This window comes from Streptomyces sp. NPDC024698 (assembly GCF_055559015.1).
The window spans coordinates 159,860-186,100 of the sequence record NZ_JBVHLK010000010.1; the positions used below are offsets into that span (position 1 = coordinate 159,860).

Genomic DNA, 26,241 nt, shown 5'->3' on the forward strand with positions numbered 1-26,241 from the left:
TTCGGTGGCCGACGCGTGTGGAAGCCCTCGCCCCGCGTCGTGACATGGCAATCTGCCGTCGATCGATCACGCCGAGTCACGAAGGGCTGTGCCGCCATCGACCATTCCGAAGGACCTCGAGTACACGGACGAACACGAATGGGTGCGCTTCGAGGCCGACGGGACGGTGACGGTCGGCATCACCGACCACGCGCAGAAGCAGCTCGGGGACGTCGTGTTCGTGGATCTGCCCATGAAGGGCAAGAAGATCGGGGCCGGCGACGCCGTCGGCACCATCGAGTCCGTCAAGGCCGCCACCGAGGTCTTCGCTCCGGTCAGCGGCGAGTTGACCGCGGTGAACGAGGTCGTCACCGAAGAACCCGAGGAGGTGAACAGCCGGCCCTACGAGACCTGGCTGTTCAAGATCAAGCCGACGGCGGGCGACGACACCGACGACCTGCTCTCCGCCGCCCAGTACGCGCAGCGCATCGGCGACTGACGGTCGGTGGGACGGTCCTCCCGACGCGCCTTCACCTCGGGAGAACGGACCGGGGCTCACGCCGTGGCCCGGCATCGCCGGGCCCATGGTGTCTCCGCGGTCGTGACCTGGAATCCGGTCGTGGCCTAGTAGTAGTGCCGTCGTCCGCCGACCTCACGGCCCACCGCTCCGAGAATCCACAGCACGACGCCGATCGCGACCAGAATGATCCCGATGGTCCAGAGAATTCCGATCCCGGCGACGAGGCCGACGACAAGCAGGATGACTCCGAGGATGATCATTGCGTCCTCCGGTGGCGGGACGTCGTCCGCGGGCGTCCCCGTCACCTGCCGCGTTTCCCGTGTCGTACGAGCTAAACACGGGTGCGCGTCCCGCGGAGGGAGCCCGACACACGACACGAGGGAGGCGGCGATGGCCGACAGCGGCCGCGGATATGTCAGGGACCGGCGGGGGTGCCGTCATTGGGGACCCCACGGCGCGGCGGGACTGCTCCTGCGCCTGGACGGCAGGTTCCTGCTCCAACGGCGCTCCTGCCGGGTCCATCACGGCCGCACGTGGAGCGTTCCCGGGGGCGCGCTCCACCCCGGTGAGAGCCCGTGGGACGGGGCCCGCCGGGAGTTCGCGGAGGAACTGGGCGGCGTTCCGGCACTCCGGCGGATCCACACGTACGTGGACGATCATGGCGGATGGGCCTACCACACCGTCGTCGCGGAGATCACCGAGCCGTTCTCCCCCGGTCGCGGCGACGGCGAAGGCTCCGCCTCCCGGTGGTGCACCCCGGCCGAGGTCGACTCCTTGCGACTGCACCCCGGATTCGCGGCCGCCTGGCCGCGGTTGCTGGCCGGCCTGGACGGCCTCTGACCACTCCCTCCCGCTCGGGCACAGCCCTTAGGAGAAGGCGGAAGCACGGAGACCGGGAGGCACGGAAGCACGAACGCACGGCGAGGGGCCGGACCGTACCCACGGTCCGGCCCCTCGCCGTCACACTGCGGCCCTCAGGCCTTCGGGAGGTGGAACACCTCCGAGAGGATCAGCTTCGACAACTGGTCCGAGGGAGCGGCGCCGTCGGGCGACTGGTTGAGGTTGACCAGGACGACGACGGTCGCCTTCAGCTTCGGGTCGTATCCCATGAAGCTGTTGTAGCCGGGGATCTGGCCGTCGTGCCCGAGGAAGCCGTAGAAGTCGGCGATCCCCAGCCCGTACGTGGGCAGGCCCGGCTGGTCCGAGGTGGGGATGAAGTTCAGCCGCTCACGCTGGGTCCGCCGGCTGAGCAGCTTGCCGTCGGCGAGCGCGGGAGCCCAGCGGTGCAGGTCGTCCAGCGTGGAGATGCCGGCGCCGGCCGCCCAGGCCCACGACGGGTTCACGTCGGTGACGTCCATCGGGTTGCCCGCCGACCAGTCCGCCCACGCGGCGTCCTTTCCGGTGAGCACCGGCGCCGTGAGGCTGTCCACGTTGCTGATGAACTGGTAGCCGCGCGGATGGGGTGAGGGGAACGCCGTGTCGGTGGCGAGATTGGTCTCGCGCATGCCGACCGGCCGGAAGACGCGGTCGCGCAGCAGCTTCTGGAGCGGCTGACGCGTGATCTGCTCGGCGATCAGCCCGAGCAGCACGTAGTTGGTGTTGGAGTAGTGCCAGCCCTGGCCCGGCGGGAAGTACGGCTGGTGGCGGAAGGCGATCGCGAGCAGTTCCTCGGGCGTCCACTGCGTCTCGGGGCGGTCGTCGAGGACCTGGTTGAAGTGCAGGTCCTCGCTGTAGTTGTAGAGGCCGCTGGTCATCTGGAGCAGCTGGCGGATGGTGATGTGGCGCCCGTTCGGTACCCCGGGCCGGTAGCGCGAGACCGGGTCGTCCAGTTTGATCCGGCCCTCGTCGACGAGTTCCAGGATCACCGTGGCGGTGAAGGTCTTGGTGATGCTGCCGACCCGGAAGTGCTCGTCGGCGGAGATCTGCCTGCCCGTCCTGAGCGACTCCGTGCCGAGCGCCTTGGTCCAGGTGCCCCACTGCGGGGTCCGGATCGACACGACCGCACCGGGGATGCGCAGCCGCTGCATCAGGGCGATCAGATCCGGCGTCAGGGTCCTGGCGAACGGCGGAGCGCTGTCCTTCGGGTGGTGGACGTCGCCGACGGCGGTCGGTGTGGCCAGGGCCGGCGCGACCGGGGTCACGGTCAGCACGGCGGCCGAGAGCAGGACGGTGAGCCGGGAACGCCGCCGGCCGGATGCGGAGGCGCGCCGGTGGCGTACGAGGGGGTGGGGGAGCCGGATCGGCATCGGTGAGTCCGTTTCGTCCAGTGGATCGAGGTCCCCAGGGATACCGTCCACCTCGGGCGGCGACGCGCTGTTGCGCCACCGGTGGGCGTTTTTGCCCAGCCGCCCAGCCGCCCAGCCGCCCAGCCGCCCAGCCGCCCAGCCGCGGCCCCGGCCGCCGTCCGATCGCCGCCCAGCCGCCGTCCGGCCGGGGGCCAGTCGCCGTCCAGTCGCCGTTCCGGCCCCGGACGGGGGTACGCGGCCCGCGGCGCCGACTGCCGGCCCCGCCCTGGACAGGCCGATGGCCAGGTATGTGGGCCCCCTACACTGGGCGGCGCATGAGTGAGGCAGTGAAGTGGGCGGGAGAAGGCTGTGACCGGGAACGCCGGTGGTTTCGAGGATCCGTCCGCGGAGGTCCTCGCCGAGGCGGCCGCCGTGTTCGGGCTGCTCGCCTCCTCGGCCCGGCTGCACCTGATGTGGGCGCTCTCGCAGGGCGAATGTGACGTCACCCATCTCGCCGACCGCGTCGGCGGAGCGCTCCCGGCGGTCAGCCAGCATCTGGCCAAACTGAAACTCGCCGGACTCGTCCGCTCCCGCCGCGAGGGCCGACGGCAGATCTACTACGTCGACGACCCCGACATCGTCACCGTCGTGCGCGTCATGGTCGGACAGCTCACCGCACGCTCGCAGCCCGCCCTCGCACCCCTGCGCGGGCTGCGTGGGACCGGTGGCTGAGGTCACCGGGACCTGGAGGCAGGGCGAGGAGACGGCCGGGGTGCCGGTTGCCGGCGCGCACCTCGACGAGGTCTTGCCGGAACACACCGCGCCCACCGTGCTCGAGGTGTTGCGCGCACTCGACAGCGGCCCGCGCGGGCTGACCGAGGCACAGGCCGAGGACCGTACGGCCCGGCTGGGCGAGAACAAGGGCCCCGCCGAGCGTGAAGCGTCCTGGGCCCGGCGCTTCGTCCGCGGACTGCGGGATCCCTTCACCGCGGTCCTCGGATGCCTGGGCCTGGTCTCGGCCGCCGTCTTCGCCTGGGGCACCGCCTCGGTGATCCTCCTGCTCGTCCTGGTGAGCTGCGCGCTGCGCGCCTCGGGCGAGCACCGCGCCGACCGGTCCACGGCCGCGCTGCGGGAACTCGTCGCCGGCACCGCCACCGTCGTCCGGCGGGCGGACGAGGAAGCCGCCCCGTCGGCCCGCGAGATACCCGTGGCCGACCTGGTGCCCGGCGACGTGATCCGGCTGGGCCCAGGCGACCTCGTGCCCGCGGACGTCCGGCTGCTGCGCGCCGTCGGCCTGACCGTGCATCAGGCCGCGCTGACCGGAGAATCCGAACCCGTCGCCAAGACGCCCGACGACCTCGCCCGTCAGGACCGTGGCGGCGTGTTCGAACAGCCGCAACTGTGCTTCCAGGGCAGCAGCGTCGCCTCCGGCAGCGCCACGGCGGTCGTCACCGCGACCGGCGCGCACACCCGGTTCGCCCTGGCCCACGACCTCACGGCGCTCCCGCCGAGGGAGAGCGCCTTCGACCGTTCCGTCCACGGCATCTCCTGGATCCTCATCCGGTTCATGCTGCTGACCCCGCCGCTGGTCCTGATGGCGAACGCGGCCCTGCGCGGGCGTGGTCTGGAGACGCTGCCGTTCGCCGTGGCGGTGGCGGTCGGGCTGACCCCGGAGATGCTGCCGGTCCTCGTCACCCTCTGCCTGGCCCGCGGGGCCGCCGCGCTGGCCCGTACGCACGGCGTCATCGTCAAGCGGCTGCCCGCGCTGCACGACATCGGCGCGGTCGACGTCCTGTGCCTGGACAAGACCGGCACGCTCACCCAGGACCGGCCGGTCGCCGACCGCGCCCTCGGACCCGACGGCCGCGACGACCCCGAGGTGCTGCGGTGGGCCGCCGTGAACGCGTGGTGGACCCTCCAGCTCGGCGACCTGCCCCAGCCCGACGCCCTCGACGAGGCGATCCTCGACGCGGCCGACGAGGACGAGCTCACGGCCTACGACGGTGTCGCCGCCGTCCCCTTCGCCCCGGACCGGCGCCTCTCCGTCGCGGTGGTCAGGACCCCCGGCCGACTCGGCACCCACACCCTGGTCGTCAAAGGCGACGTCCCCGCGGTCCTGGAACGCTGCGCCCTCGCGGACGACGAGCGGGAACGGCTGCTCGCCCTCGCCGCCGGGCAGGCCGAGAGCGGAGCGCGCGTCCTCGCGGTCGCCACGGCGGAACGTTCCGCCGCAGGGCGCACGTACACACCGGGCGACGCGCGCGGCCTCGCCTTCCGGGGCGTCGTCACCCTGCGGGACGCGCTCGCCCCCACCGCCGCCGACGCCCTCAAGGTCCTCATCGACCGGGGTGTCGCCGTCAGGATCCTCACCGGTGACCATCCGGGCACGGCGGTCCGCGCGTGCCTGGACCTCGACGTCCCCGTCGCCGAGGGCGCCGTGCTCACCGGCGACGACATCGACCGGCTGAACGACACCGAACTCGCCGAAGCCGCGGGCCGTACGACCGTCTTCGCCCGCTGCACCCCGGGACACAAGGCGCGGATCACCGCGGTCCTGCGGGGCGCCGGGCACACGGTCGGCTTCCTCGGGGACGGCGTGAACGACCTGCCCGCCCTGCGCGCCGCCGATGTCGGCATCGCACCGCGCGATGCCGCCGACGTCGCCCGTGACGCCGCCGACGTCGTGCTCGCCGAGAAGGACCTCACCGCCGTCGCCCACGCCGTCGACGCGGGCCGGCACGCGGGCGGCAACATCGCCACGTATCTGCGCATCACCCTCTCGTCCAATCTCGGCAACGTCCTCGCGATGCTGTCCGCCGGCCTCCTCCTGCCCTTCCTGCCGATGCTCCCGGCACAGGTCCTCATCCAGAACCTGTGCTTCGACGCGGCCCAGCTCGCCTTCGCCCACGACCGCCCCAGGACCCGCGTGCCGGATCGGCCCACCGTGCTCGACCCGGGGAGGCTGCTGCGGTTCATCACCGGGTTCGGCGTCCTCAACGCCGTCGCCGACCTGGCCACCTTCGGCATCCTCGCGCTCGCCCTGCACGGGCCCGGGACCGGCGACGACGAGGCGGTCTTCCACTCCGGCTGGTTCACCGAGAACCTGCTCACCCAGGCCGCGGTGATGGTGATGCTGAGCGTCGGCCGCCGTGCCGGGGGGTCCCGCCGTCCGGGCCCGGTGGCCTGGGCCGCGATCGCCCTGAGCGCCGCCGGCCTCGTACTCCCCGCCTCGCCGCTGGGACCGCCGCTCGGGCTGACCGCGCTGCCCGCCGTCTCCTACCCGCTGCTCGGCGCGGTCCTCCTCCTCTACGCCGCCGGGCTCCGCGGGGCGAGGGCACGCTTCGGGCGGCGCCACGACGGCGACCCGGCACCGGCAGCCCGCCGGCGCCGGGGATGAGCGAGGTGTGAGCGGGGTTCGAGAACGGTGTGAGCCGGGCCCACGCGTCCAAGTCCGGGGCACCCGCGCAACCTCAAGGCCCGAACGGGCGTCTCGTTTCAGGAGAAGGTTCCACCACACGCCCCACCGGTGACATGAGATCCCTCACCTGTGAAACGACGGGGGATCCCTGCTGCTCCAGTCATCGATTTGTTAGATTGCGCAATCACGCAACTCAATGAGACGCCCGCTTCATTCGCCCGTACGCGTACCACCTCCCCGGCCGCACCTCTCGGGGACCGGGGCTGACGGGCCCGACTGTTCACATGGGAGTGGGAGATGAGTGACCCGTGGGACGGCTCGGGTGGCCAGGCCACACGCAGCCGGACGTCCCAGGTTCCCGGACAGCGTGCCTCGGACGCCGACGGAACCCGTCCGCCGGGCAGCCGGTCCGCGTCGAGAGCGGGCTCCCGTTCGCACGGCGGACGAAGGTCGCGCCGGGCGGGCCGCGGCAGGCGGGTGCTGAGGATCGCCGGTATATGTCTGGCGCTCGGGGTGCTCGGCACCGCGGGTGTCGGCTACTGGTTCTACGAGCATCTGAACGGCAACATCGACACCCTTCCGCTGGACGGCAAGGGCGGTACGGAGAAGGCGGACGCCTTCGGCCGCACCCCGATCGACATCCTGGTGATGGGCTCGGACGGCCGGACGAGCAAGGCGGACTGCAAGCTCGGCGGCGGCTGCTCCCGGACCGGTGTGCAGACCGGCAGCAACGCCGATGTGCAGATGGTGGTGCACGTGTCCGCCGACCGCTCGAACGCCACGGTGATGAGCATCCCGCGTGACACCATGACCCACGTCCCGGCCTGCAAGGACAAGGAGACCGGACAGTCGACGGCGGGCTACTACGGTCAGATCAACAGCGCGCTCCAGTACGGCCCGGCCTGTCAGGTCGCGACGGTCCACCAGCTCACCGGCATCCCGATCAGCCACTTCGTGAAACTCGACTTCTCCGGCGTGGTCAAGATGTCCGACGCGGTCGGCGGTGTCTCCGTGTGCGTCGACAACAACGTGTACGACACCTACTCGCACCTGAAGCTGTCCAAGGGCAGTCACAACCTCAAGGGCGTCGCGGCACTCCAGTTCGTCCGCTCCCGGCACGGCTTCGGTGACGGCAGTGACCTGGGCCGCACCGTCTCCCAGCACATCTTCCTCAGTGCGATGATCCGCAACTTCAAGAGCGCGGGCACACTCACCGACCCCGGCGCCGTCTACCACCTCGCGGACGCCGCCACCAAGGCCCTGACCGTGGACGAGGGCCTGGGCACCGTGAAGAAGCTGATCGGGCTCGCGTCCGACCTCGACAAGGTGCCGACGAAGCGGATGACCTTCGCGACCATGCAGACGGTCCCCGACCCGGCCGACAAGGACCGTGTGGTGGTCGGCCCCGGCGCGCAGAACCTGTTCGCGACGATCGCCGACGACAAGTCGCTGACGACCGGATCGGGCAAGAAGTCCGGGGCCGCCTCCGCGACCCGGAAGCCCGGTGCCCCGGCCGTACCCGCCTCCGAGGTCGCCGTGACGGTGGAGAACGGCACCGGGATCACCGGCCGTGCCTCCGCCGTCGCCACCGCGCTCACCGCCAAGGGCTTCAGCCCCAGCACGACCACGGCCAACGCCCCGAGTTCGGCCGGCTCCACGACGCTCAGCTACGGCACCGGACAGAAGGGCGCGGCCCAGACGGCCGCCAAGGCCCTGGGGCTGCCCTCCTCGCACCTGAAGCAGGGCACAGGAGCGGGTCTGGTCCTGGTGGTCGGCAGCGACTGGCCCAGCGGCAGCACCTACCCCGGCGGATCGTCGTCCGCCTCGGCCGACAGCAAGGCCGCGGTCGTCGACGCCCACGCGTCCACCGCCGAGGGCAAGAGCTGCGCCCAGGTCAGCCAGTACCGGACGGTCAGCCTCAACGGAGTCCCCATGACCCCGGGACAGGCCTACGCGGCGGCGCGCGACAAGCCGGACTCGGACGAGTGAGGTGCCCTGACCACACGCCGGGCCCGTCCCTGACCCCGCTCGATGCCGATCGTTCCTGAGTAGGGTCAGGGCATGGATCGAACAACTCCCGGACAGCAGACGGCACTTGACCCGGTAGCCCTCGCCGGCGATCCGTACGCCGTCTACGCGCGGCTGCGCCGAGCCGGCCCCGTTCACCGGATCACCGGGACGGACGGGCTGCCCGCCTGGCTGGTGACCCGCTACGACGACGTACGCCAGGCACTGACCGACCCGCGGCTGTCCTTGGACAAGCGCAACGCGGTGCCCGGCGGCTACCGGGGCATGGCCTTACCCCCGGCACTGGACGCGAACCTGCTCAACATGGACCCACCGGACCACACCCGCATCCGGCTCCTGGTGACCCGGGCCTTCACCCCGCGGCGGATCGAGCAGCTGCGCGAGCCGGTCCAGCGCACCGCCGACCGGCTGTTGGACGCTGTCGCCGCGACGGAACGCGCGGACCTGATCGCCTCGTACGCCGCTCCGCTCCCGATCACCGTCATCTGCGACCTGCTCGGCGTGGCCCCGGGTGACCGGCTCGACTTCCGTTCATGGACCGACGCGCTCGTCGCTCCCGATCCGGCGCGGCCCTCGCTCGCCAGGGAAGCGGTCGGCGACCTGCTGTCCTTCTTCACCCGGCTCATCGCCGCCAAGCGCACCGCCCCGGCGGACGACCTGCTCTCCGCGCTGATCGCCGTGCGGGACGAGGGGGACCGGCTGACCGAGGACGAGTTGACGTCGTTGGCCTTCCTCATCCTGTTCGCCGGGTACGAGAACACGGTCCACCTCATCGGGAACGCGGTGCTGACGCTGCTCCGCCACCCGGACCAGCTGGCCGAGCTGCGGGGCGATCCCGCGCGGATGAGCGCGGCGGTGGCGGAGCTGGCCCGCTACGACGGTCCGGTACCCCTGGCCATCCGCCGGTTTCCGACCGAGGACGTCACCATCGGCGGTGTGACCGTCCCCGCGGGCGAGACGGTCCTGCTGTCCCTCGCCGCCGCTCACCGGGACCCGGACCGCTTCACCGACCCCGACCGCTTCGACATCGATCGCGACGCGACCGGCCACCTCGCCCTGGGCCACGGCATCCACTACTGCCTCGGGGCTCCGCTGGCCCGCATGGAAACCGAGATCGCGCTGACCGCCCTCTTCGCCCGCTTCCCCGACCTGGCGCTCGACGTGGCACCGGACGGACTGCGGTGGAGGCCCTCGCTGCGATCCCGCGGTCTCCTCGGCCTCCCGGTCCGCACCGTCACCTGCGCCGGGGTCGAGTAAAGTTCCTGAATGCCGGAATTGTCGCGCGGGAGGTCGGAGATGCCTGTCCTTCACCGCAGCCACGCCGCCCGGGTGAGTCCGGGCGGCCGGGGTCTCCCGGAGTGCCGGGTCGCTCTCTTCGGCCCTCGGAGCGGCGCGCGTCCCCGCGTGCGGAACTGAGCGGAGGGCTCGGGACATGGTCCTGCGAGGACGGCTGGACGTGCGGCGTTCCTGGCGGCCCGGTCACGCGCCCGCACTGGTCCTGATCCCCCTGGGGCTGATCGTCACGGTCTGTGTCGTGGATGTGCTGGCCCCGCCGCACATCCACCTCGGTCCGCTCCTGGTGGCGGCGCCCGCGCTCACGGTGGCGTTCGCCGGTGCCCGTGTCACGGCGCTGATGGGAGCTCTCGCGGTGGCGGCCCAGGTGCTGATCGGCGCGCTCCGAGGGGTCCTGGCCACCGCCAACGTCCAGGCCCAGATCGCCGCCTTGATCATCGTCTCCGTCGTCTGCGTCACCGTCTGCGTGGTACGGGACCGCAGCGAGCGGCAGTTGCTCCGGGTGCGGTCGGTGGCCGAGGCGGCGCAGAGCGTGCTGTTGCAGCCCTTGCCCGCGCGGTCGGGCCCGCTGCGGATCGCCGGCCTGTACCTCCCCGCCGAGGAGGAGGCGGACCTGGGCGGAGACCTGTACGCGGCCGCGCGGACCGTCCACCACAGCACCCGGCTCCTCATCGGTGACGTGCGCGGCAACGGCCTGGCCGCGATCAACAACTCCGCCCTGCTCCTCGGCGCCTTCCGGGCGGCCGCCCATCGGCAGGCCACCCTCCCTCGCCTCGCCGTCCACCTCGACGCCGCGTTCCGCTGGGACACCAGCCAGTGGCGATCGCCGGCGGAACAGGACATCAACGAGGACTTCGCCACCGCCATCCTTCTCGACATCCCCGACCACGAACCGGTCGTCCACCTCATCAGCTGCGGCCACCCGCCGCCGCTCCTCCTGCGCGGACCTCACCTCACCCCCCTCACGGCCGAGGCGAGCCACCTCCCGATCGGATTCGGTGGGGCCTTCGGCGTCGCCGCCTACGACGTCCAGACCTTCCCGTTCGAGGTCGGCGACCTCCTGCTGCTCTACACGGACGGCGTCATCGAGGCCCGCGACGCCGACGGCACCTTCTACCCCTTCACCGAGCGGGCGCACCGGTGGACGAAGGACGAACCCGACGAGGTCCTGCGCCGTCTCCAGGCAGACCTGCTCCTCCACGTCGACGGGCACCTCGGCGACGACGCGGCCGTCGTCGCGATCCGCCGTCTGGCGATCTGACCACGCGGCACCCGCTCGGCCTCAGGCGATGCCGTGCGCCGCGGACGGCCAGCCGATGACGTCGTCAAGGCGGACGTCGCGCAGGATCGAGCCGTCGAGACGGGCGCCGGTCACGTCGGTGAGGCCGTGCGGTGGCCGGCCGGTGTTCACTCGGCCGAACGTGGCGCCGGTGAGATCGGCGTCCCGCAGATCGGCTTCGCGGAGATCGCAACCGGACAGGTGCGCTCCGCGCAGGGAGGCTCCGCGCAGATCCGCGCGGCTCAGATCGCAGAACACGAACGAGCAGCCGTCGAGGTCGGCGTGACGCAGGTCGGCTCCCTCGAACGTGCAGCGGGTGAACCGCAACTGGGAGGTCCTGGTGGAGACCAGGTCCGCGCCGGCGAAGTCCTCCCCGCTCAGGGCGGTGAAATAGGTGAGCGTGGCGAGTCGTCGCCTGGGGTTCGGGGGCGTGGTCATGGGCGCAAGCCTGCCAGTCGGACACGGCGGCGGGACGGGGCCACCGGCGCCCTCGGCCCGGTGGATGTTCTGCGCCCGGTCCGAGGGCAGGGGGGCCGCCCCGCCCGTGAATCATGGTTGTACAGTTGCGCAAGATGGCAATGAAGGCAGATGGCGCACCGCTCCCGGTCCGTGCCGCTGTCCCGTGAAGAGGAGGGGCGGGCGAGATGCTCCGCAACGGACTGGAACCCTGGCACCTGCTGATCGTGGCGATCGTCATCATCCTGATGTTCGGGTCGAAGAAGCTGCCCGAAGCCGCCCGCGGCCTGGGCAAGTCGATGCGCATCCTCAAGAGCGAGGCCAAGGCCATGAAGGAGGACGACGGCCCGCAGTCGTCCGACACGACGGTGCGGGACGCGGCCGCGTAGCCGGCACCCGGACGACCGGGGCCGCGCCTGGATGCCAGGGGCGGCCCGGCCGGCGCATCAGGATCCGGCCGGATTCCCGTCGCCCAGGGGCCACGACGCGATGTCGCGGTAGTGGATCGGTCCGCTGCTGCGACCGAAGTTGCTGCCGACCAGGTGCAGACGTTCGGCGGCCCACCGGCGGCCGGTGAACTCGGCGAGCCCTTGGGCGATTTCACCGGTCGAGGAATGATCTCCCCTGCGGGCGCGGGCCAGCGTCAGATGGGGGCGGAAGGGCCGTTCCTCGAAGACGACCCCACAGTCCTTGACAGCGGTACGCACATCCGCGGCGAGCGCGTGCAACGCGTCCAGGTCTCCGCCGATCCCGCTCCACAGCACCCGGTCGTCGAAGGCGCCGCTGCCCCGCAGCGCCAGTGACGGCGGCCGGCGGGCCGCTGCGAGCCCGGCGAGGGGCGGACGCAGCAGCGGTACCGTCCCGACCGGCAGCTCCCCGAGGAACGCCAGGGTGATGTGCCAGTCCTCGATCCGGTTCCACCGCATATGAGGGTGCGTGCCGTAGGCGGTGCGCAGTTCCCGGTCCAGTTCTTCCTTCGCGTGGTCGGGCGGGGCGAGGGCGATGAACACGCGTACGGTCGCGGGTTGCGTCTGATCATGCACAACAGACTTCATACCGCACCTTTCGCCGGTGCCCGCGCCCTCGCCGTGTGCCGTGGGCCACGCCCGGGGCGTCAGCCCTCCTCGCGCAGGCCCCACGGGGAGCCGTACTCGTTGAGCAGGTCGAGGAAGGGGCGGGGCGGCAGGGCCTCAGGGCCGAGCACACCGGTGCCCGACCAGACTCCGCCCGCGATGAGTTCGAGGGCGATGACCGGATTGATCGCGGTCTGCCACACCACCGCCTGGGACCCGTACTCGCGCATCGACCACTGGTTGTCGACGACGTGGTAGAGGTACACCTCGCGCGGCGAGCCGTCCTTCGTCCCCTTGACCCAGGTGCCCGCACAGGTCTTTCCGGTCATGCGGTCGCCCAGCGTCGCCGGGTCGGGCAGACAGGCGGCGACCACATCGCGCGGGGAGACCTCCACCGGCCCGTTCGCCGAGGGGACGGTGACCTTCTCGGTGGAGTCGAGGCCCAGCTCGTGGAGCGTCTTGAGCTTGGCGATGAAGTCGTCGCCGAGGCCGTACTTGAACGTCACCCGGCGGGCGTCCACCCAGCGGGGGATGAGCAGGACCTCCTCGTGCTCGACGTTGACGCACTCGACCGGGCCGATGCCCTCCGGGAAGTCGAAGACCTCCGGCTCGCTGAAGGGGGCGGTCGTGAACCAGCCACGGTCCTTCTCGTAGATCACCGGGGGGTTGAGGCATTCCTCGATGGTCGTCCAGATGCTGAAGGACGGGGCGAAGTCGTAGCCCTCGACCGTCAGATCGGCGCCGTCGCGGACACCGATCTCCTCGATCTCGTCGAAGAGTTCGTCGGCCGCGTACCGGGCGAAGACGTCCGACAGACCGGGCTCCACGCCCATGCCGACCAGCGCCAGCCGGCCCGAGTCCTCCCACGCGCCGACCTGTTCGAACTGGGCGTCGCCGAGCTTGACGCCGCACTGCTCGTGGGGGTGGGTGGCATGCGGCGCGGACAGGGACATCGCCATGTCGAGATAGTGCGTGCCCGCCGCGCGGGCCGCGTTGAACAGGGGCATCACGAACCGGGGATCGGTCGCGTTGAGGAGCGCGTCGCACCTCTCCTCGGTGAGCGCCCGGCCTACCGCGTCCTCGTCGGTGGCGTCCAGTCGCATCGCGCTGAACCGGTCCCCGTGCTCCTTGAGGGCCGCCACGGCCGCCTCGGCGCGGGCGAGGTCGTAGTCCGCGACGACCATGTGGGTCAGGAAATCGCGGCGGGCCGCGATCCGGGTGACGGCGGTGCCCACGCCGCCCGCGCCCACGAGAAGTACTCGCATGTCCTCCACCTTTCGTCGCCGGAGACGGCGTCTCCGGGCTGGACAGATGCAACGGGATGTTCTCGGTTAAGGTCAATCATGTTGGCATAAGGAGTGGCGGCGCGCGGTGAGCGGGAAGGGTCGGCATGGCGAAACAGGTGGTGCCGGAGACGGAACGGCGCAGGCGCCGGCCGACCCGGCAGGGCACGGTGCTGTCCGAGAAGCTGATCGTGCGGACGGCGTTGCGGATGCTGCGCGAGCACGGCAGCAGTGGCCTCACCGCCCGCAGACTCGGCATCGCCCTCGGCGCCGATCCCAGCACCCTCTACCGCTACTTCGCCGGTCTGGACGATCTGACCAGGGCCATCGGTGAGGAGCTGATGGGGCGGGCGCTGGACACCTGGACCCCCGGCGGGGAGTGGCGCTCGGACCTGCGGACGCTCGGCCAGGCGATCCACGCCTCCTATCTCGCCCATCCCCAGGCCGCCGTGCTCACCGCGAGCCGGGTCACCGGCCGCCCGCGGGAGATCGCGGTGGACGAGACGATCCTGGGCATCCTGCGCGGCGCGGGCTTCCCGGACGCGGACGCGGTCGTCGTCTACCACGCGTTCATCGACCTGACCCTGGCCTTCGCCGCGCTGGACGCCGGATCGCTGGCGCTGACGGACGAGGCCCGGGCGGCGGACGAGGAGATGTGGCGGTCCACGTACGCCGAACTGCCCGCCGACACCCACCCGCACATCGCGGCCACCGCTCGGCTCCTGGCCGGACGGATGACCCACAGCGCCTACCCCGTCGTCCTCGACACGCTGTTGAACAGCGCGGCGGAGCAGCTCGTCTGGGCGCGCGCACGGCGCGTTCCCGACGCCCCGGACACGCGGAAGCCCTGACGCGAGGGCTTATGCCAACGCCCTGGGCCCGCTTCGCGGTCGCCCGGAACGCCGAGGTCGGCCATATGGACACCGCGAGAGTCGTCATGCTCTGATGCCCGGGGCTGATCCCCTCGGCCGCGGGCCGAGACCCCGTTGCATCCAGCACCGCCGCACCGCCGCACCGCCGCACCGCCGGAGGATGCCGCAGCCCGAACACTGCCCGCGAGCGGCAGGGCGACTCCGGATCTCGACCGGCACAGGGGGCGCGTCTCCCTGCTGAGAGCAGAACGGATGTTGCGTATGACGACCGCGTCAAAGACGTCCACGGTGGCGAAGACATCCACGGCGTCGAAGAGGCGACGGCTGAGATCCTTACGGCGGCGGGCGAGCGTCGCAGTGGTCCTGGCCGTGTCCGCCGCCCTGACCCTGACAGGCGCCGGCTCACCGTCGGCCGTCGGTGCCCACAAACGGCCCATCCCGACCGTCTCCTCGGGGAACGCCCGCTTCGAGATCCTCTCGCCCACGCTGATCCGTACGGAATACGCGGGCGACCAGAAGTTCACCGACGACCCGACGTTCAACGCCATCGGCCGCGATGGATTCGAGCCCGCCGCGTACAGCGCCACGACCTCCGACGGCTGGCTCACCATCACGACGAGCGCGATGAGTCTGCGCTACAAGGTCGGCTCAGGACCTTTCAGCGCCCAGAACTTCTCGACGCGGTCGACGGCGGGCGGCACTCCCGTGACCGCCGCTCCCTGGCAGCGTCTGACCTGCGGGCTCGGCGCACTCTGCGAGGCCGAGAGTCTGCGCCTTGACGGGCTGTCCGTCGCCGCGGACCACGTCGGCCACACCGGGAGCGGATTCGCCGCCGGATTCGAGGGAACCGGCAGTTCGGCAGCCGCCGACATCGATGTCAACGAGGCGGGGACCTACCAGTTCGACCTGCGGTACGCCAACTCCCGTGGCGGCGACGGCCAGACCCGTACCCGCACGCTGACGCTCGGCGTGGACGGCGGCGCGCAGCAGACCGTGAACCTGCCGGTGACAGCGAACTGGGACACCTGGAGCGTCACTTCGGCGAGTGTCCGGCTCGGCGCCGGGCGTCACACGCTCGCCCTGACGCGGACCGCCTCGGACTCGGGCGATGTCAATGTCGACAGCGTCGCGCTCGTCCGGCCCGGCGACGCCTATCCGGCCGTGTCCACCACCGCGATCACGGACTGCGCGTACGGGGCGAGTTGTGAGGCGGAAGCCGGACGCATCGGCGGTACGGCGGTCGCCGCCACCGACCACAAGGGCTACGCGGGCACCGGCTTCGTCGGTGACCTCCACCAGGGGGCGAGCCTGACGACCCGTGTGGTCGGCGTGCCCGCCGACGGTGTCTACACGCTCCGGGTCAGGTACGCCGACGGCGTCGGCGGCGACGGCCTCCACCAGCAGCGCACCGCCACCGTGTCGACGGCCGGCGCCACCGGCACCCTGTCGTTCCCCGTGACCGACGACTGGGACGACTGGCGGACGGCCACGGTGCCCGTGACCCTGAACGCGGGCACGAACGACATCACCCTCGGCTGCCCCGACGCGGCGAGCTGCCACGTCAACGCCGACACCGTCTCGGTGGCCGCCCCCGACGCGCCCGCACCGGTGCCGCACCTCGCGCTCGGCGGCTATCGCCGGGGCCTCGACGGCGTGAGCGGCAACGAGACGTCGGTCCCGACCACGCCCGGCCTGCTCAACCGGGACGGCTGGTACCTCCTCGACGACACGTCGTCCGCGGTGTACGACGCCACCTCCCGGAAGACTGCCCCCCGCCCCGGCCACGGCGGCGCGCCCTACCAGGACGGCTACGTCTTCGGCTACGGACGCGACTACAAGCGGGGACTCACCGACCTGGCCACCCTGACAGGACCGCCCGCACTGCTGCCCCAATGGGCCTACGGAGTCTGGTACTCGGAATACATCGACCGGACCGCGGCGGACTACCAGAACTCCATCCTCCCGGCCTTCCGCGCCGAAGGGACCCCGCTGGACGTCCTGGTGACCGACACCGACTTCAAGGCCGTGAACACCTGGAGCGGCTGGGAGATGGATCCCGCGAAGTTCCCCGATCCCCAGGGCTTCTTCGACTGGTCGGCGGCGCAGGGGCTGCACAACACGCTCAATGTGCACCCGAGCATCCTCGCGTCCGACCCCCAGTTCGCCCAGGCGCAGGCCACCGCCAACGGTAAGCTGGCCAAGGGCGGTTGCGCCTCGGCCGCCGCGATCGAGAACAACTGCTACACCTTCGATTTCGGCGACCCGGACCAGCTCAAGGCGTACATGGACCTGCACCGGACCATGGACCGGCAGGGCAACGACTTCTGGTGGCTCGACTGGTGCTGCGACGCGTCGCAGTCCTCGCTCCAGGGCGTGACACCGGACGCCTGGATCAACCAGCAGTACGCCACCGCCAGTTCGGCCGCCATCGGCCGGGGATTCGTCCTCTCCCGCGCGTACGGCTCGTTGCAGGCGGCCGGGTACAGCGGCCAGCAGGCACTGCCCACCGGGCCGTGGGCCGACAAGCGCAGCACCGTCCACTTCACCGGCGACACCTCCTCGACCTGGGGCGCGCTGAAGCTGGAGGTCGGCTACACCCCGGGAGAGTCCGCCGCGACCGGGATGGCGGCCATCACCCATGACATCGGCGGACACAACGACACGACAGGACTGACCGGTTCGGAGCGGTACACCGACGGCGGGCAGAGCCGCACCACACACAAGCTGCCCGACGACCTGTACGCCCGCTGGGTCCAGTTCGGTACGTTCCAGCCCGTCGACCGGCTGCACAGCAACCACAGCGACCGGCTGCCCTGGCAATACGGTTCCGCGGCACGGCAGTCGGCCGACAAGTTCCTCAACCTCCGCGAGAACCTGGTGCCTTACACCTACACGCTCGCCGAGGAGGCGAACCGCACCGGCGTGCCGATCGTCCGCCCCACCTATCTGGAGTACCCCGACGACCCCGAGGCGTACGCCGCCGCGGACCGCGAGTACTTCTACGGCTCCGACATCCTCGTCGCCCCGGTCACCGAACCGGGCGCCTCCGCCACCACTTCCGTATGGCTCCCGCCCGGCCAGTGGACCGACTACTTCACCGGCGAGACCTACACCGGAGGGAGCACCCGCCAGGTCACCACCGGCCTGGACGCGATGCCGGTGTTCATCAGGGCGGGCGGCATCCTGCCCACCCGTACCCACGATGTGACGGGCAACGACGGCAACCCGCTGACCGCCGTCACGCTCACCATCGCCGCCGGCCGTTCGGGGTCGTTCAGCCTCTACGAGGACGACGGAACCACCCTGGCCGCGAACCGGAGCGTCACGACGACGATCCGGTACCGGCAGAAGGGGCGGCGGCACACGGTGTCGATCGGTGCGGCGCGGGGTTCCTACGCCGGTCAGGTGCGGACCCGGCAGTGGACGATCGCCCTCATGGCGGCTCACGCACCCACCGGGATCTCGGCGACCGGTGTCCGACTGTCCCCGCGGGCCTCCCACTGGGACGAAGCCTCCAAGGTGCTGACCATCACGCTCCCGCGCCACAGCGTACGAACGCCGATCACCGTCACCTACCGGTAGGAGCGGCCGAGCACTCCCTCGGGGCGACCCGGGTCCGCGTGGGCGGATCCGGGTCGCCCGTGTGCCGGCGCTGCCGCTCGGGTCAGCAGCCGTTGTGCGTGGGGGTGAAGTGCAGGCGTGCGTGCCGGTCCGTGCCGACGGCCGCCTCGTAGGTCGTTCGGCTGACCTGGTACCAGACGTCGTCCCGTTTCGCGTTGCCGCCGACGTCGTCCAGACTGACGCACCACTCCTCCGCCCGGAGGACGCGTGTGTAGGTCTCGGTGCCGCTGCGGACCCGCTTGCAGGTCTTGGAGTGCTCGGTGGAATACCAGGTGCGGGTACGCCGCTTCTTGCCCGAGCCGCTGCTGGTCGTGTGTCTGACCCGGTGCGTGACCGTGGTGCACTTCTTCGTCGTGCGCGGCCGTGTGGCCCGGGTGGTCCTGGCGGCGCGGTGACGGAGGTCGTCCCGCAGGCCGAAGACGCTCGCGTCGGCCGTGGCGGACGCGTCCGGCCGGGACTGCCCGGCCGCGCTCCCGCTGCCCCGGCCGGTGCCGGCCGCGTGGACCGGCCCGTTGTCCCGCTCGTCGGCCCCGCTGCCGCACGCGCCGAGCCCGGCTATCAGAACCACGGTGACCGCGGCCGTCGCAACTCGCTTGAACATGTCTTCCTTCATGATCGACGGCCCGCAGCGTAGCGGATGGCGGTCGGACCTCTTCGGGAACCCGGCGTTCATCCGCCGACTCGCCTGTTCGAGTGCCGCGTCTCAAGCCGGACCGTCGGGCCGCCGATGCCAACGCCGGAAGAGCAAGATCGAGAAGGGTTGGACAGCGTGGCATCAGCCGGAACGCGACGGACGCTGGATCCGCTGACGGATGCCGTGGACCAACTGCGGGCCGGGCGGCCGGTCATCGTGGTCGACGACGAGGACCGGGAGAACGAGGGCGACCTCGTCATGGCGGCCCAGTTCGCCACCGCCCGGACCATGGGCTTCTTCGTCCGCTTCACCAGCGGACTGATCTGCGTGCCGATGACCGGCGAGATCGCCGACCGGCTCCACCTGCCGCTCATGGTGGAGCCCGGCGCGGACACGGACCCGGTCGGCACGACCGCCTACACCGTCTCCGTGGACGCGGCCGGAACCGGGTCGGGCATCTCGGCCGCGGACCGGGCGGCGACGGCGCGCACGTTGGCCGACGCCTCGACCCGGCCCGGACAACTGGTCCGGCCAGGGCACATGTTCCCGCTCCGGGCCCGCCCCGGCGGCGTCGCCGAACGGCGTGGGCACACCGAGGCCACCGTCGATCTGCTGCGCCTGGCGGGACTCGCCCCGGTCGGTGTGATCAGCGAGGTCTGCGAGGACGACGGCTCCCTCGCCCGCTTCGAGCGACTGCGCGCCTTCGCCGACGAACACGGGCTCTCACTGGTCTCCATCGAGCAGTTGTCCCGGCATCTGCGGGACGCGGGCTCCGCCCCGGCCGCGGTGTGAGCGGCGTGCCGCGCGCTACGGTCTTCGATCTCGACGACACCCTGATCGACACCGGCGACGCCTGGGAACGCGTCTGCGCCGACTTCACCGCCCGCCACGGTCACCGCTGGCGGCCCGAGGACGGCATCGCCCTGCACGGCAACGGTCACTGGGCCTCCTACGTCGCCGGACTGTGCGCCGGCCCGGTGGAGGCCGCCGACGTCGTCGAGGCCTGCACCGACGTGATGGCCGAGGCCTGCACGGCCGGCCGGATCCGGGCCCTTCCCGGCGCCGTCGCACTGTTCCGCGAAGCGGGCCGGCACGGACCCGTCGGGGTGGCCACGGCCAGTCCGCGCCGCTTCGTGCTGGCCGCGCTCGGCCACCTCGGCCTGGCCGACGACGTGACCGCCCTGGTGTGCGGCGAGGACGTCATCCGGGCCAAACCCGCCCCCGATCCCTATCTGCGTGCGGCCGAGGCGATCGGCCTCCCGCCGTCGTGCTGCCTGGCCGTCGAGGACTCCCCGAACGGCATCCGCTCCGCGGCCGCCGCCGGCATGCCCGTCCTCGCCATTCCCCGCGACCGCATGGAACTCCCCGCGGACATCGCCGACTTGCCCCTGGCCCAGGCCCCCGACGCGGAGCGCGCCCTGCCCGTGCTGACTCGGTTGCTGGCCCGCGGCCTCGAACCGGCGCTTCCAGGACGACCGTCCGGCGCCGCCGGGTAGGCCCGCCACACGCGAAGAGCCGACGCGGAGGCGGTGGGCCTCCGCGTCGGTCTGGCTGCGGGCTCCGGCGTCCCGGAGTCCCCGTACGGCTCAGTGGCCGGCCAGGGCCTTCAGGGTCGCCTCGGCCGTGGCGGTGCTGGACTGGGGGTTCTGACCGGTGATCAGAGTGCCGTCCACGACGACCGTGCTGCTCCACGGCGCACCCGTCTCGACCAGGGCACCGCGCTCACGCAGCACGCTCTCCAGGAAGAACGGGGTGTTGTCACCCAGACCTCCCTGGCGCTCCTCCTCGTCGGCGAAGGAGGTGAGGGCGCGGTCCGCGAAGGTGAAGGCGCCGTCCGCGGTCGTGGCGCTGAGCAGGGCGGCGACGCCGTGGCACAGCGCGGCGACGACCGTGCCCTCGGCGTCGGCCTCGTTCAGGAGCCGGCCGAGATCCGCGTCGTGCGCGAGGTCGGCCATCGGCGCGTGACCGCCGGGAAGGTAGAGGGCGTCGTAGTCGCTCAGCCGTACGTCCGCCAGCGGCAGCGGGGCGGAGAGCTGGTCCGCGATGCCGTCCAGGTAGGTGCGGAACTCCTCGGCGTCGGACTCGGAGACACCGCCGCGGGCATCGAGGCTGAGCGCGTCGACCGTCGGTCGGACGGCGCCGGGGGTGGCGATGTCCACCTGCGCTTCCGCGGCGCGCAGCACCTTGTGGGAGGCGGCGACCTCCTCCGCCCAGAAGCCGGTCGGGTGGCTGGATCCGTCGGCCAGGACCAAGTGGTCGGCGGCGGAGACGATCATCAGGATCTTCGACATCGGAATGCCTGCTCTCATCTGTGGGACGACTCTGGAAAGCGGTGCTCCAGGCCCGTGGGCCGCAGTACCGCGGTGCTCGGGACAACCCCAGGATTCATCACGGAAATGCCCTGTCACCCTCGCCGCGCCATAAGAAGAGTTATGGAGAGAGGGTGGCCCGTCCCTCGTGGATGTGCACCCGGCGCGGTAGGTCCGACAGCCGTGCTCGCACCCGTCGGCCCATCACTAGAATGAGAGCTGACATCATTCTTCATAAGATCTGTGATGAACGGAGGGATCTCCTCTTGCCCGGTCTCGACCTGCTGGCGACCTTCCTGGAGATCTACCGCACCGGGTCGCTGTCGGCGGCGGCCGCCCGGCTGGGGGTGAGCCAGCCGGCGGTCACCGGGCAGCTGGCCCGGCTGGAGGAACAGCTGGGCGAGCCGCTGTTCGTCCGGTCGAGCAGAGGGGCCCGGCCGACACCACGGGCGGCGGCGCTGGCCGCCCGTGTCGGCCTGCATGTCGACGGGTTGCGTACCGCCCTGGCTCCCTCGGACGAGGAACCCACGCTCCAGGGCACGGTTCACATCGGGGGACCGGCCGAGCTGATGTCCCTCCAGGTGCTCCCCGCCCTCGCACCGCTCTCGGCCCGGGGGCTGCGGATCCGGGTGACGCTGGGCCTCGCCGAGGAACTGCTCGCGGCGCTGACGGCGGCCCGGCTCGACCTGGTGGTCTCCGCGGTCCGCCCCCACCAGGACGAACTGTCGGTGACCCCTCTGGTGGACGAGGAGTTCCTGCTGGTGGGGCCGCCCGCGCTGGCGCACGCCGTGGACCAGGAGCGGCTGGCCGCCGACCCGGTCGCCGCGCTGTCCCACATGCCGCTGGTGGCCTACGCGGCCGACCTTCCGATCATCAGGCGTTACTGGCGCAGCGAGTTCGGGCGCCGCCCACCGAACCAGGTCGCGGTCGTCGTCCCGGACCTGCGCGCCGTACTGGCCGCGGTGGTGGCCGGGATGGGCATCTCCGTGCTGCCCCGCTATCTCGCCGCTCCGGCACTGGCCGCGGGTGACGTGGTCCGGATGCACCGGCCGGTCGTGGAGCCGCTGAACACCCTGTATCTGGCGTCCCGCCGTGACACGCCGTCGAGCTCGGCGCTCGCGGCCGTATGGGACCACCTGGCCCGAGCGGCACGGGACTGGCAGAGCCTCTGAACCCTTGGCCTCGCGTGCTCTTGGGCGGCCCGCGGGCAGACCGCCCTCCCCCCTGTCGGTCACGGGGAGAGGGCGGCCGGTCGGAGCGAAGAGTCAGCGGGTGAAGGTCACTCGCTGCTCCTTGAAGGCGGCGCAGTTGGATCCGGACACCTGGGTGTACACGTTGGCGATCTGACCGCCCCAGTCGACGCAGTGACCCTTGCCGTACACGTACGTCGGTCCCGCGTACGAGGTGTACGGCCCGTAGTCGTCGTCACCCAGGCCGGTGTCGGGAACGTAGATCCACGCGGCCATGTCCACGGCGGTGCCCGGGTTCTTGCGGATGGTCGTGACGCAGTTCTTGCCGTTCGAGGCGTTGTACGTCAGGTAGATCGTGCCCAGGGAACCGACCGGTGCCGAGTTCACTGTCTTGTAGGCGCTGCCGCAGACCTTCTGCGGGGTGGTGTTCGGCGCGGCCGAGGCCGGCGCCGCCAGGGCGGTGGTGGCCCCCAGCGCCACGCCGGCGAGAGCGCCGGCCAGCATGGCAGAGCGATTCAAGCGCATATTTCCCCCTTGTGATCCTTGGAGATGTTTGCTCCTGCTTGGTGTGACCCACGACACCTCGAAACGGTTGTGCGGTGCCGGAAGAGATGTGCGGACACAGCGGCAGCGAGCCGTCGTCCGGTCAGTCGGACCGGAGGTTCTCCAAGGTCGAGCGGGTGTCGGTCTTCACCCACCGGGAAACGTCGGTGATCTCGGGCGGGGTGGTCGTCGCATAGGAGGACGAGTACACGCTCCAGCTCATCTGGTACGTCATCCAGCCGTCGCGCACCGCGAGGGTCACGGCCCGGCTGCCGCTGGTCCCCGTACCGGACGTGGTGTCCTCGGTGACGAGGTAGGCCTCGTCGCCGAATCCTGACACCTTCTGCACGTCGTAGCCCGGGTAGCGCTGGTCGTACGCGGACCACACGGCCGTGAACTCGGGGGACGGGTCGGTCTTCTTGTGCAGATCCATCTCCACCGAGAGATACGCGTCGGCGTAGGAGGAAGTGGAGGCGGTCTTCAGGGAGATGCTGCAATAGCTCTGGTCGATCGCCTCGTGCTTCAGCGAGTTGTGCGTGGGCGCGGTGTCCTCCTCGGTGTACTCGGTCCTCAGGGCGGTGTAGTCGACCGCGGAGCAGAGATTGGCCTTGGCCCGGTATCCCGCGAGATCCGGTTTGCCGCCCGACGGGCCGAGGACGAAGACTCCCGCGGCCCACAGCGCGGAGGCGGCCACGGCACCGACCGTCGCCCACAGCACCGCGCGCCCCGCGCCGCCCTTGCCGGCGGACGGCTGGGGGAATCCGGGCGGCTGTCCGTACGGGTACGGCTGGGCCGGAAGACGACCGGGCGGCGGACCGTAGCCGCCCGCCGGAGCCGGAGCCGGAGCCGGAGCCGGAGCGGGAGCCGGAGCGGGAGCCGGAGCGGGAGCCGGGGCCGGGGCCGGAGCCGGGTGCGGCAGAGGGGACGGGGCTGAGGCCGGAGTCGTGGTCGCGGGCGGGGCCGGGAGCGGGGCGGGTACGGTTTCGGCTCTCGGTGCGGGTAACGGATCCGCCTGCGTCTGTGCCTGGGTCTGTGCCTGTGACGAGTGCGCCGACGCGGGCGCCGGCGTCGGGGGAACGGTGGTGTCGGCTGGAGGTGACGTCGGTGCCCCGGGCTGCGCCGGGACGTCGTCGGGCCGATCCTGCATCCAGTGCTCCTTGATCGTAGAGAGTGCGGTCGGACGGCTTCATGCGGTCGGATGGCGGTATGCGGAGCTGAGACGCGGGCAGGCGTGAAGGGATCAACGGGGGTATTTTAAGGGCCGGTTCAGCAGAAATGTCCTTGTCCGGGTGAGCCCGTGGAGAAGGACCCGCGCTGCCGGGGGAGGATGGACTCATGGCACCCGGATCCAGCGGATCGCAGGACGACAACGACCGTGTCTTCGCGCTCGAGGCGGAAGTGCAGCAGCTGAAGGAGGCCGTGACCTCGCATGCCGTGGTGGACCAGGCCATCGGGATGATGGTCGCGATCGGCCGGGTGTCGCCGGACCAGGGCTGGGCCGTCCTGAAGGACATCTCTCAGCACACCAACATCAAGCTCCGCAACGTCGCCGAGCTGATTCTGCTCTGGGGCCGCGACGGCGAGATCCCCGCGGACGTCCGCGCCGAACTGGAAGACGCCCTCGACCGGCGCGGCCCCACCCAGATCCCCGAAGCGCCGCCGGAATGACCGCCCGGCGGCGCCGAAGCACCGCCGGGCGATGTCCGGGCGCCGGGTGCTCCTACTCCTGGACGAACGCGTAGGTGAGGAAGGCCAGGCCCGCGCCGACGGTCCTGGACTGCACCAGGCGCAGCGGCTTCCTGCCGCGGGTCTCGCCGAAGAACCGTTCGCCGGCCCCGAGCACGACGGGGAAGACGACCAGCCGCACCTCGTCGACGAGGTGGTGCTCGATCAGTGTGCGACCGAGCCGGTGGCTGGCGGGGATGACGATCTCTCCGTCCAGCTCCCGCTTCAGCTTCGCGACCTCCGTGACCACGTCGCCCCGCAGGACCCTCGTATTGCCCCAGTCGGGTTCGTCGAGCGACGAGGAGACGACGTACTTGGGCATGCTGTTCAACCGGTCCGCGAGCTCCCCCCCGCGCGGCCGCCACCGCGCCCCGAAGAACTCGTAGCTCTTGCGGCCCAGCAGCCAGGCCTCGGCGCGCAGGGCCTCATCGAGTGCGATCCTGCTCCACTCGGCGAGATCCGCGCCCCCGAACCGGGTGAACCAGCCGCCCAGCTCGAAGCCCTCCTCGCCGTCCGGGTCCTGGACCACTCCGTCGAGCGACACGTTCTGCGGCCCGCTCATCACGATCTTTCCCATGTCCGATCCCTCCTCGGGCCGACCTAGTCGTCGGCCGCACAGGTACAGGCGCCGGAACCGCGCGAAATGGGGCGCGCGCCGACCGCCCGGTTCTCCTCCCGGCCGACGCCTGTACAGGATGGAAGCGCGGAGACCCGAGTGAAGGAGACGGTGACGATGGAGGCGGCCGAGCTGATCGACAGAGCGCGTGCCGGGGACGGCGACGCGTTCAGGGAGCTGACCGAGCCGCATCTCAGGGAGCTGAAGGTGCACTGCTATCGCATGCTCGGATCCTTCGAGGACGCGGAGGACGCCCTCCAGAACACCCTGCTGGCCGCCTGGCAGAGCCTCGGCGGGTTCGAGGGACGCGCCTCACTGCGGACCTGGCTCTACCGGATCGCCACCCATCGATGTCTCGACGCGCGCCGCGCGGCCGCCCGGCGCCCGGCCAAGGAGTGGGATGTGCCAGGGGTCGAACCGCCCGAGCCGACCAGGCTCGGCGAGATCGTGTGGCTTCAGCCGTTTCCCGGAGACCTGCTGGACGACGCGGCCGGGATTCCGCTCGGCCCGGAGGCCCGCTATGAGCGGACCGAAGCCGTCTCGCTGGCCTTCGTGACCGCACTCCAGGCCCTGCCGCCGCGCCAGCTCGCCGTGCTCGTCCTGCGTGACGTGCTGGGGTTCAGGGCGAGTGAGGTGGCGGGGATGCTGGACGCCACCGTCGACTCGGTCGACAGCGCCCTGAAGCGGGCGCGCGCGAGCCTGCGGCGTCGCCGGTCACCGGCCGCCGGCGACCGGCCGCCCCCCGAGGCCGGCTCACCAGCCGAGGACGCGATCGTGGGGAGGTTCGTCCGCGCGTGGGAGGTCGCCGATGTCGACGCGCTGGTGGCGCTCCTGACCGACGACGTCTTCATGTCGATGCCGCCCATGCCCTTCGAGTACCAGGGCCGGGACATCGTGGCCCGCTTCTGCGCCGGTCTGTTCGACGCCGGCCGCAGATTCGACCTCGTCCCGTCCCGGGCCAACGGCCAGCCGGCCTTCGGGGCCTATCTGCACGGCCCCAACGGCATCAGCCACGGCGTCGGCCTCTACGTCCTCACGCTCACCGGCGACCGGATCCGCGCGCTGACCCGCTTCGACAACAGCGTGCTCCCCTGGTTCGGCCTGCCCCGCTCCCTCCCCACCCGGTAACCCGGACCCGCCACCGGTCACGCACCGCTCGCGGGCTGAGGGTGAACCG

The 26,241-nt window shown here is 71.4% G+C and carries 25 protein-coding genes; 15 read left to right on the forward strand and 10 right to left on the reverse strand.

Annotation, left to right across the window (positions count from 1 at the left end; all coding sequences use genetic code 11):
- Positions 1-88: 88 nt before the first annotated feature.
- Positions 89-478 (forward strand): glycine cleavage system protein GcvH, encoded by a 390-nt coding sequence (gene gcvH, locus ACZ4AA_RS23325; RefSeq protein ID WP_467605735.1) that lies wholly within the window; start codon positions 89-91, stop codon positions 476-478.
- A gap of 125 nt (positions 479-603) precedes the next feature.
- On the opposite strand, the gene ACZ4AA_RS23330 is transcribed toward gcvH, so the two are convergent.
- A complete protein-coding gene (locus ACZ4AA_RS23330; protein ID WP_467605737.1) occupies positions 604-759 on the reverse strand; it encodes a DUF6131 family protein in 156 nt (51 codons plus the stop codon).
- Positions 760-889: 130 nt separating this feature from the next.
- On the opposite strand from ACZ4AA_RS23330, the gene ACZ4AA_RS23335 reads away from it, so the two are divergent.
- A complete protein-coding gene (locus ACZ4AA_RS23335; RefSeq protein WP_467605740.1) occupies positions 890-1,339 on the forward strand; it encodes an NUDIX domain-containing protein in 450 nt (149 codons plus the stop codon).
- Positions 1,340-1,473: 134 nt separating this feature from the next.
- Here ACZ4AA_RS23335 and ACZ4AA_RS23340 read toward each other — a convergent pair whose 3' ends face one another.
- Positions 1,474-2,745 carry a serine hydrolase domain-containing protein gene (locus tag ACZ4AA_RS23340; protein ID WP_467605744.1) on the reverse strand — a complete coding sequence of 424 codons (1,272 nt, stop codon included), beginning with the start codon at positions 2,743-2,745 and terminating at the stop codon, positions 1,474-1,476.
- Positions 2,746-3,093: 348 nt separating this feature from the next.
- Between ACZ4AA_RS23340 and ACZ4AA_RS23345 the strand changes: the two genes are divergently transcribed.
- The 5 genes from ACZ4AA_RS23345 to ACZ4AA_RS23365 all read left to right on the forward strand — a co-directional run bounded on the left by ACZ4AA_RS23345 (position 3,094) and on the right by ACZ4AA_RS23365 (position 10,724).
- Positions 3,094-3,456, forward strand: a complete 363-nt coding sequence (locus ACZ4AA_RS23345) for an ArsR/SmtB family transcription factor (RefSeq protein ID WP_467605746.1) — start codon at positions 3,094-3,096, stop codon at positions 3,454-3,456.
- Positions 3,457-3,496: 40 nt separating this feature from the next.
- Complete coding sequence (gene mgtA, locus ACZ4AA_RS23350; protein ID WP_467605951.1) at positions 3,497-6,121, forward strand: magnesium-translocating P-type ATPase; 2,625 nt, start codon at positions 3,497-3,499, stop codon at positions 6,119-6,121.
- 318 nt (positions 6,122-6,439) lie between these two features.
- On the forward strand, positions 6,440-8,131 hold the full coding sequence (locus ACZ4AA_RS23355; protein WP_467605749.1) for an LCP family protein: 1,692 nt from the start codon (positions 6,440-6,442) through the stop codon (positions 8,129-8,131).
- A 72-nt stretch (positions 8,132-8,203) separates the two neighbouring features.
- The gene (locus ACZ4AA_RS23360; RefSeq protein WP_467605753.1) at positions 8,204-9,427 is read left to right on the forward strand and encodes a cytochrome P450 family protein; all 1,224 of its coding nucleotides are present in this window, start codon (positions 8,204-8,206) and stop codon (positions 9,425-9,427) included.
- A 175-nt stretch (positions 9,428-9,602) separates the two neighbouring features.
- On the forward strand, positions 9,603-10,724 hold the full coding sequence (locus tag ACZ4AA_RS23365; protein WP_467605756.1) for a PP2C family protein-serine/threonine phosphatase: 1,122 nt from the start codon (positions 9,603-9,605) through the stop codon (positions 10,722-10,724).
- A gap of 21 nt (positions 10,725-10,745) precedes the next feature.
- On the opposite strand, the gene ACZ4AA_RS23370 is transcribed toward ACZ4AA_RS23365, so the two are convergent.
- Positions 10,746-11,180, reverse strand: coding sequence for a pentapeptide repeat-containing protein (locus ACZ4AA_RS23370; protein ID WP_467605759.1), 435 nt, complete (start codon positions 11,178-11,180; stop codon positions 10,746-10,748).
- 206 nt (positions 11,181-11,386) lie between these two features.
- Between ACZ4AA_RS23370 and tatA the strand changes: the two genes are divergently transcribed.
- Positions 11,387-11,587: a Sec-independent protein translocase subunit TatA gene (gene tatA, locus ACZ4AA_RS23375; RefSeq protein WP_467605765.1), complete on the forward strand. Its 201-nt coding sequence runs from the start codon at positions 11,387-11,389 to the stop codon at positions 11,585-11,587.
- Positions 11,588-11,644: 57 nt separating this feature from the next.
- Here the strand turns inward: tatA and thpR are convergent, their stop codons facing one another.
- Together thpR and ACZ4AA_RS23385 are read right to left on the reverse strand one after the other, a co-directional pair.
- Positions 11,645-12,253 (reverse strand): RNA 2',3'-cyclic phosphodiesterase, encoded by a 609-nt coding sequence (thpR, locus tag ACZ4AA_RS23380; RefSeq protein ID WP_467605769.1) that lies wholly within the window; start codon positions 12,251-12,253, stop codon positions 11,645-11,647.
- A gap of 59 nt (positions 12,254-12,312) precedes the next feature.
- Entirely contained in the window at positions 12,313-13,536 is a 1,224-nt protein-coding gene (locus ACZ4AA_RS23385; protein ID WP_467605772.1) for a saccharopine dehydrogenase family protein, read from the reverse strand.
- A 125-nt stretch (positions 13,537-13,661) separates the two neighbouring features.
- Here ACZ4AA_RS23385 and ACZ4AA_RS23390 point away from each other — a divergent pair, with 125 nt between their 5' ends.
- Together ACZ4AA_RS23390 and ACZ4AA_RS23395 are read left to right on the forward strand one after the other, a co-directional pair.
- Positions 13,662-14,405, forward strand: coding sequence for a TetR/AcrR family transcriptional regulator C-terminal domain-containing protein (locus tag ACZ4AA_RS23390; RefSeq protein WP_467605774.1), 744 nt, complete (start codon positions 13,662-13,664; stop codon positions 14,403-14,405).
- Between the two features lie 402 nt (positions 14,406-14,807).
- A complete protein-coding gene (locus ACZ4AA_RS23395) occupies positions 14,808-18,008 on the forward strand; it encodes a TIM-barrel domain-containing protein (protein WP_467605953.1) in 3,201 nt (1,066 codons plus the stop codon).
- Positions 18,009-18,090: 82 nt separating this feature from the next.
- Here the strand turns inward: ACZ4AA_RS23395 and ACZ4AA_RS23400 are convergent, their stop codons facing one another.
- The gene (locus ACZ4AA_RS23400) at positions 18,091-18,648 is read right to left on the reverse strand and encodes a hypothetical protein (RefSeq protein WP_467605776.1); all 558 of its coding nucleotides are present in this window, start codon (positions 18,646-18,648) and stop codon (positions 18,091-18,093) included.
- Between the two features lie 168 nt (positions 18,649-18,816).
- Here ACZ4AA_RS23400 and ribB point away from each other — a divergent pair, with 168 nt between their 5' ends.
- A complete protein-coding gene (gene ribB / locus ACZ4AA_RS23405; protein ID WP_467605779.1) occupies positions 18,817-19,473 on the forward strand; it encodes a 3,4-dihydroxy-2-butanone-4-phosphate synthase in 657 nt (218 codons plus the stop codon).
- A gap of 5 nt (positions 19,474-19,478) precedes the next feature.
- Positions 19,479-20,177, forward strand: a complete 699-nt coding sequence (locus ACZ4AA_RS23410) for an HAD family hydrolase (protein WP_467605784.1) — start codon at positions 19,479-19,481, stop codon at positions 20,175-20,177.
- A gap of 90 nt (positions 20,178-20,267) precedes the next feature.
- Here ACZ4AA_RS23410 and ACZ4AA_RS23415 read toward each other — a convergent pair whose 3' ends face one another.
- Entirely contained in the window at positions 20,268-20,972 is a 705-nt protein-coding gene (locus ACZ4AA_RS23415) for a type 1 glutamine amidotransferase domain-containing protein (RefSeq protein WP_467605787.1), read from the reverse strand.
- Positions 20,973-21,256: 284 nt separating this feature from the next.
- Between ACZ4AA_RS23415 and ACZ4AA_RS23420 the strand changes: the two genes are divergently transcribed.
- The gene (locus ACZ4AA_RS23420; protein WP_467605790.1) at positions 21,257-22,162 is read left to right on the forward strand and encodes a LysR family transcriptional regulator; all 906 of its coding nucleotides are present in this window, start codon (positions 21,257-21,259) and stop codon (positions 22,160-22,162) included.
- Positions 22,163-22,255: 93 nt separating this feature from the next.
- Here ACZ4AA_RS23420 and ACZ4AA_RS23425 read toward each other — a convergent pair whose 3' ends face one another.
- On the reverse strand, positions 22,256-22,705 hold the full coding sequence (locus tag ACZ4AA_RS23425; RefSeq protein ID WP_467605793.1) for a spore-associated protein: 450 nt from the start codon (positions 22,703-22,705) through the stop codon (positions 22,256-22,258).
- Positions 22,706-22,826: 121 nt separating this feature from the next.
- Positions 22,827-23,417, reverse strand: a complete 591-nt coding sequence (locus tag ACZ4AA_RS23430) for a hypothetical protein (protein WP_467605796.1) — start codon at positions 23,415-23,417, stop codon at positions 22,827-22,829.
- A gap of 641 nt (positions 23,418-24,058) precedes the next feature.
- Between ACZ4AA_RS23430 and ACZ4AA_RS23435 the strand changes: the two genes are divergently transcribed.
- Positions 24,059-24,391, forward strand: a complete 333-nt coding sequence (locus ACZ4AA_RS23435) for an ANTAR domain-containing protein (protein ID WP_467605799.1) — start codon at positions 24,059-24,061, stop codon at positions 24,389-24,391.
- A 52-nt stretch (positions 24,392-24,443) separates the two neighbouring features.
- Here ACZ4AA_RS23435 and ACZ4AA_RS23440 read toward each other — a convergent pair whose 3' ends face one another.
- Positions 24,444-25,025 (reverse strand): dihydrofolate reductase family protein, encoded by a 582-nt coding sequence (locus ACZ4AA_RS23440; RefSeq protein WP_467605802.1) that lies wholly within the window; start codon positions 25,023-25,025, stop codon positions 24,444-24,446.
- 138 nt (positions 25,026-25,163) lie between these two features.
- On the opposite strand from ACZ4AA_RS23440, the gene ACZ4AA_RS23445 reads away from it, so the two are divergent.
- Complete coding sequence (locus tag ACZ4AA_RS23445; RefSeq protein ID WP_467605804.1) at positions 25,164-26,192, forward strand: RNA polymerase subunit sigma-70; 1,029 nt, start codon at positions 25,164-25,166, stop codon at positions 26,190-26,192.
- Positions 26,193-26,241 lie beyond the last annotated feature (49 nt).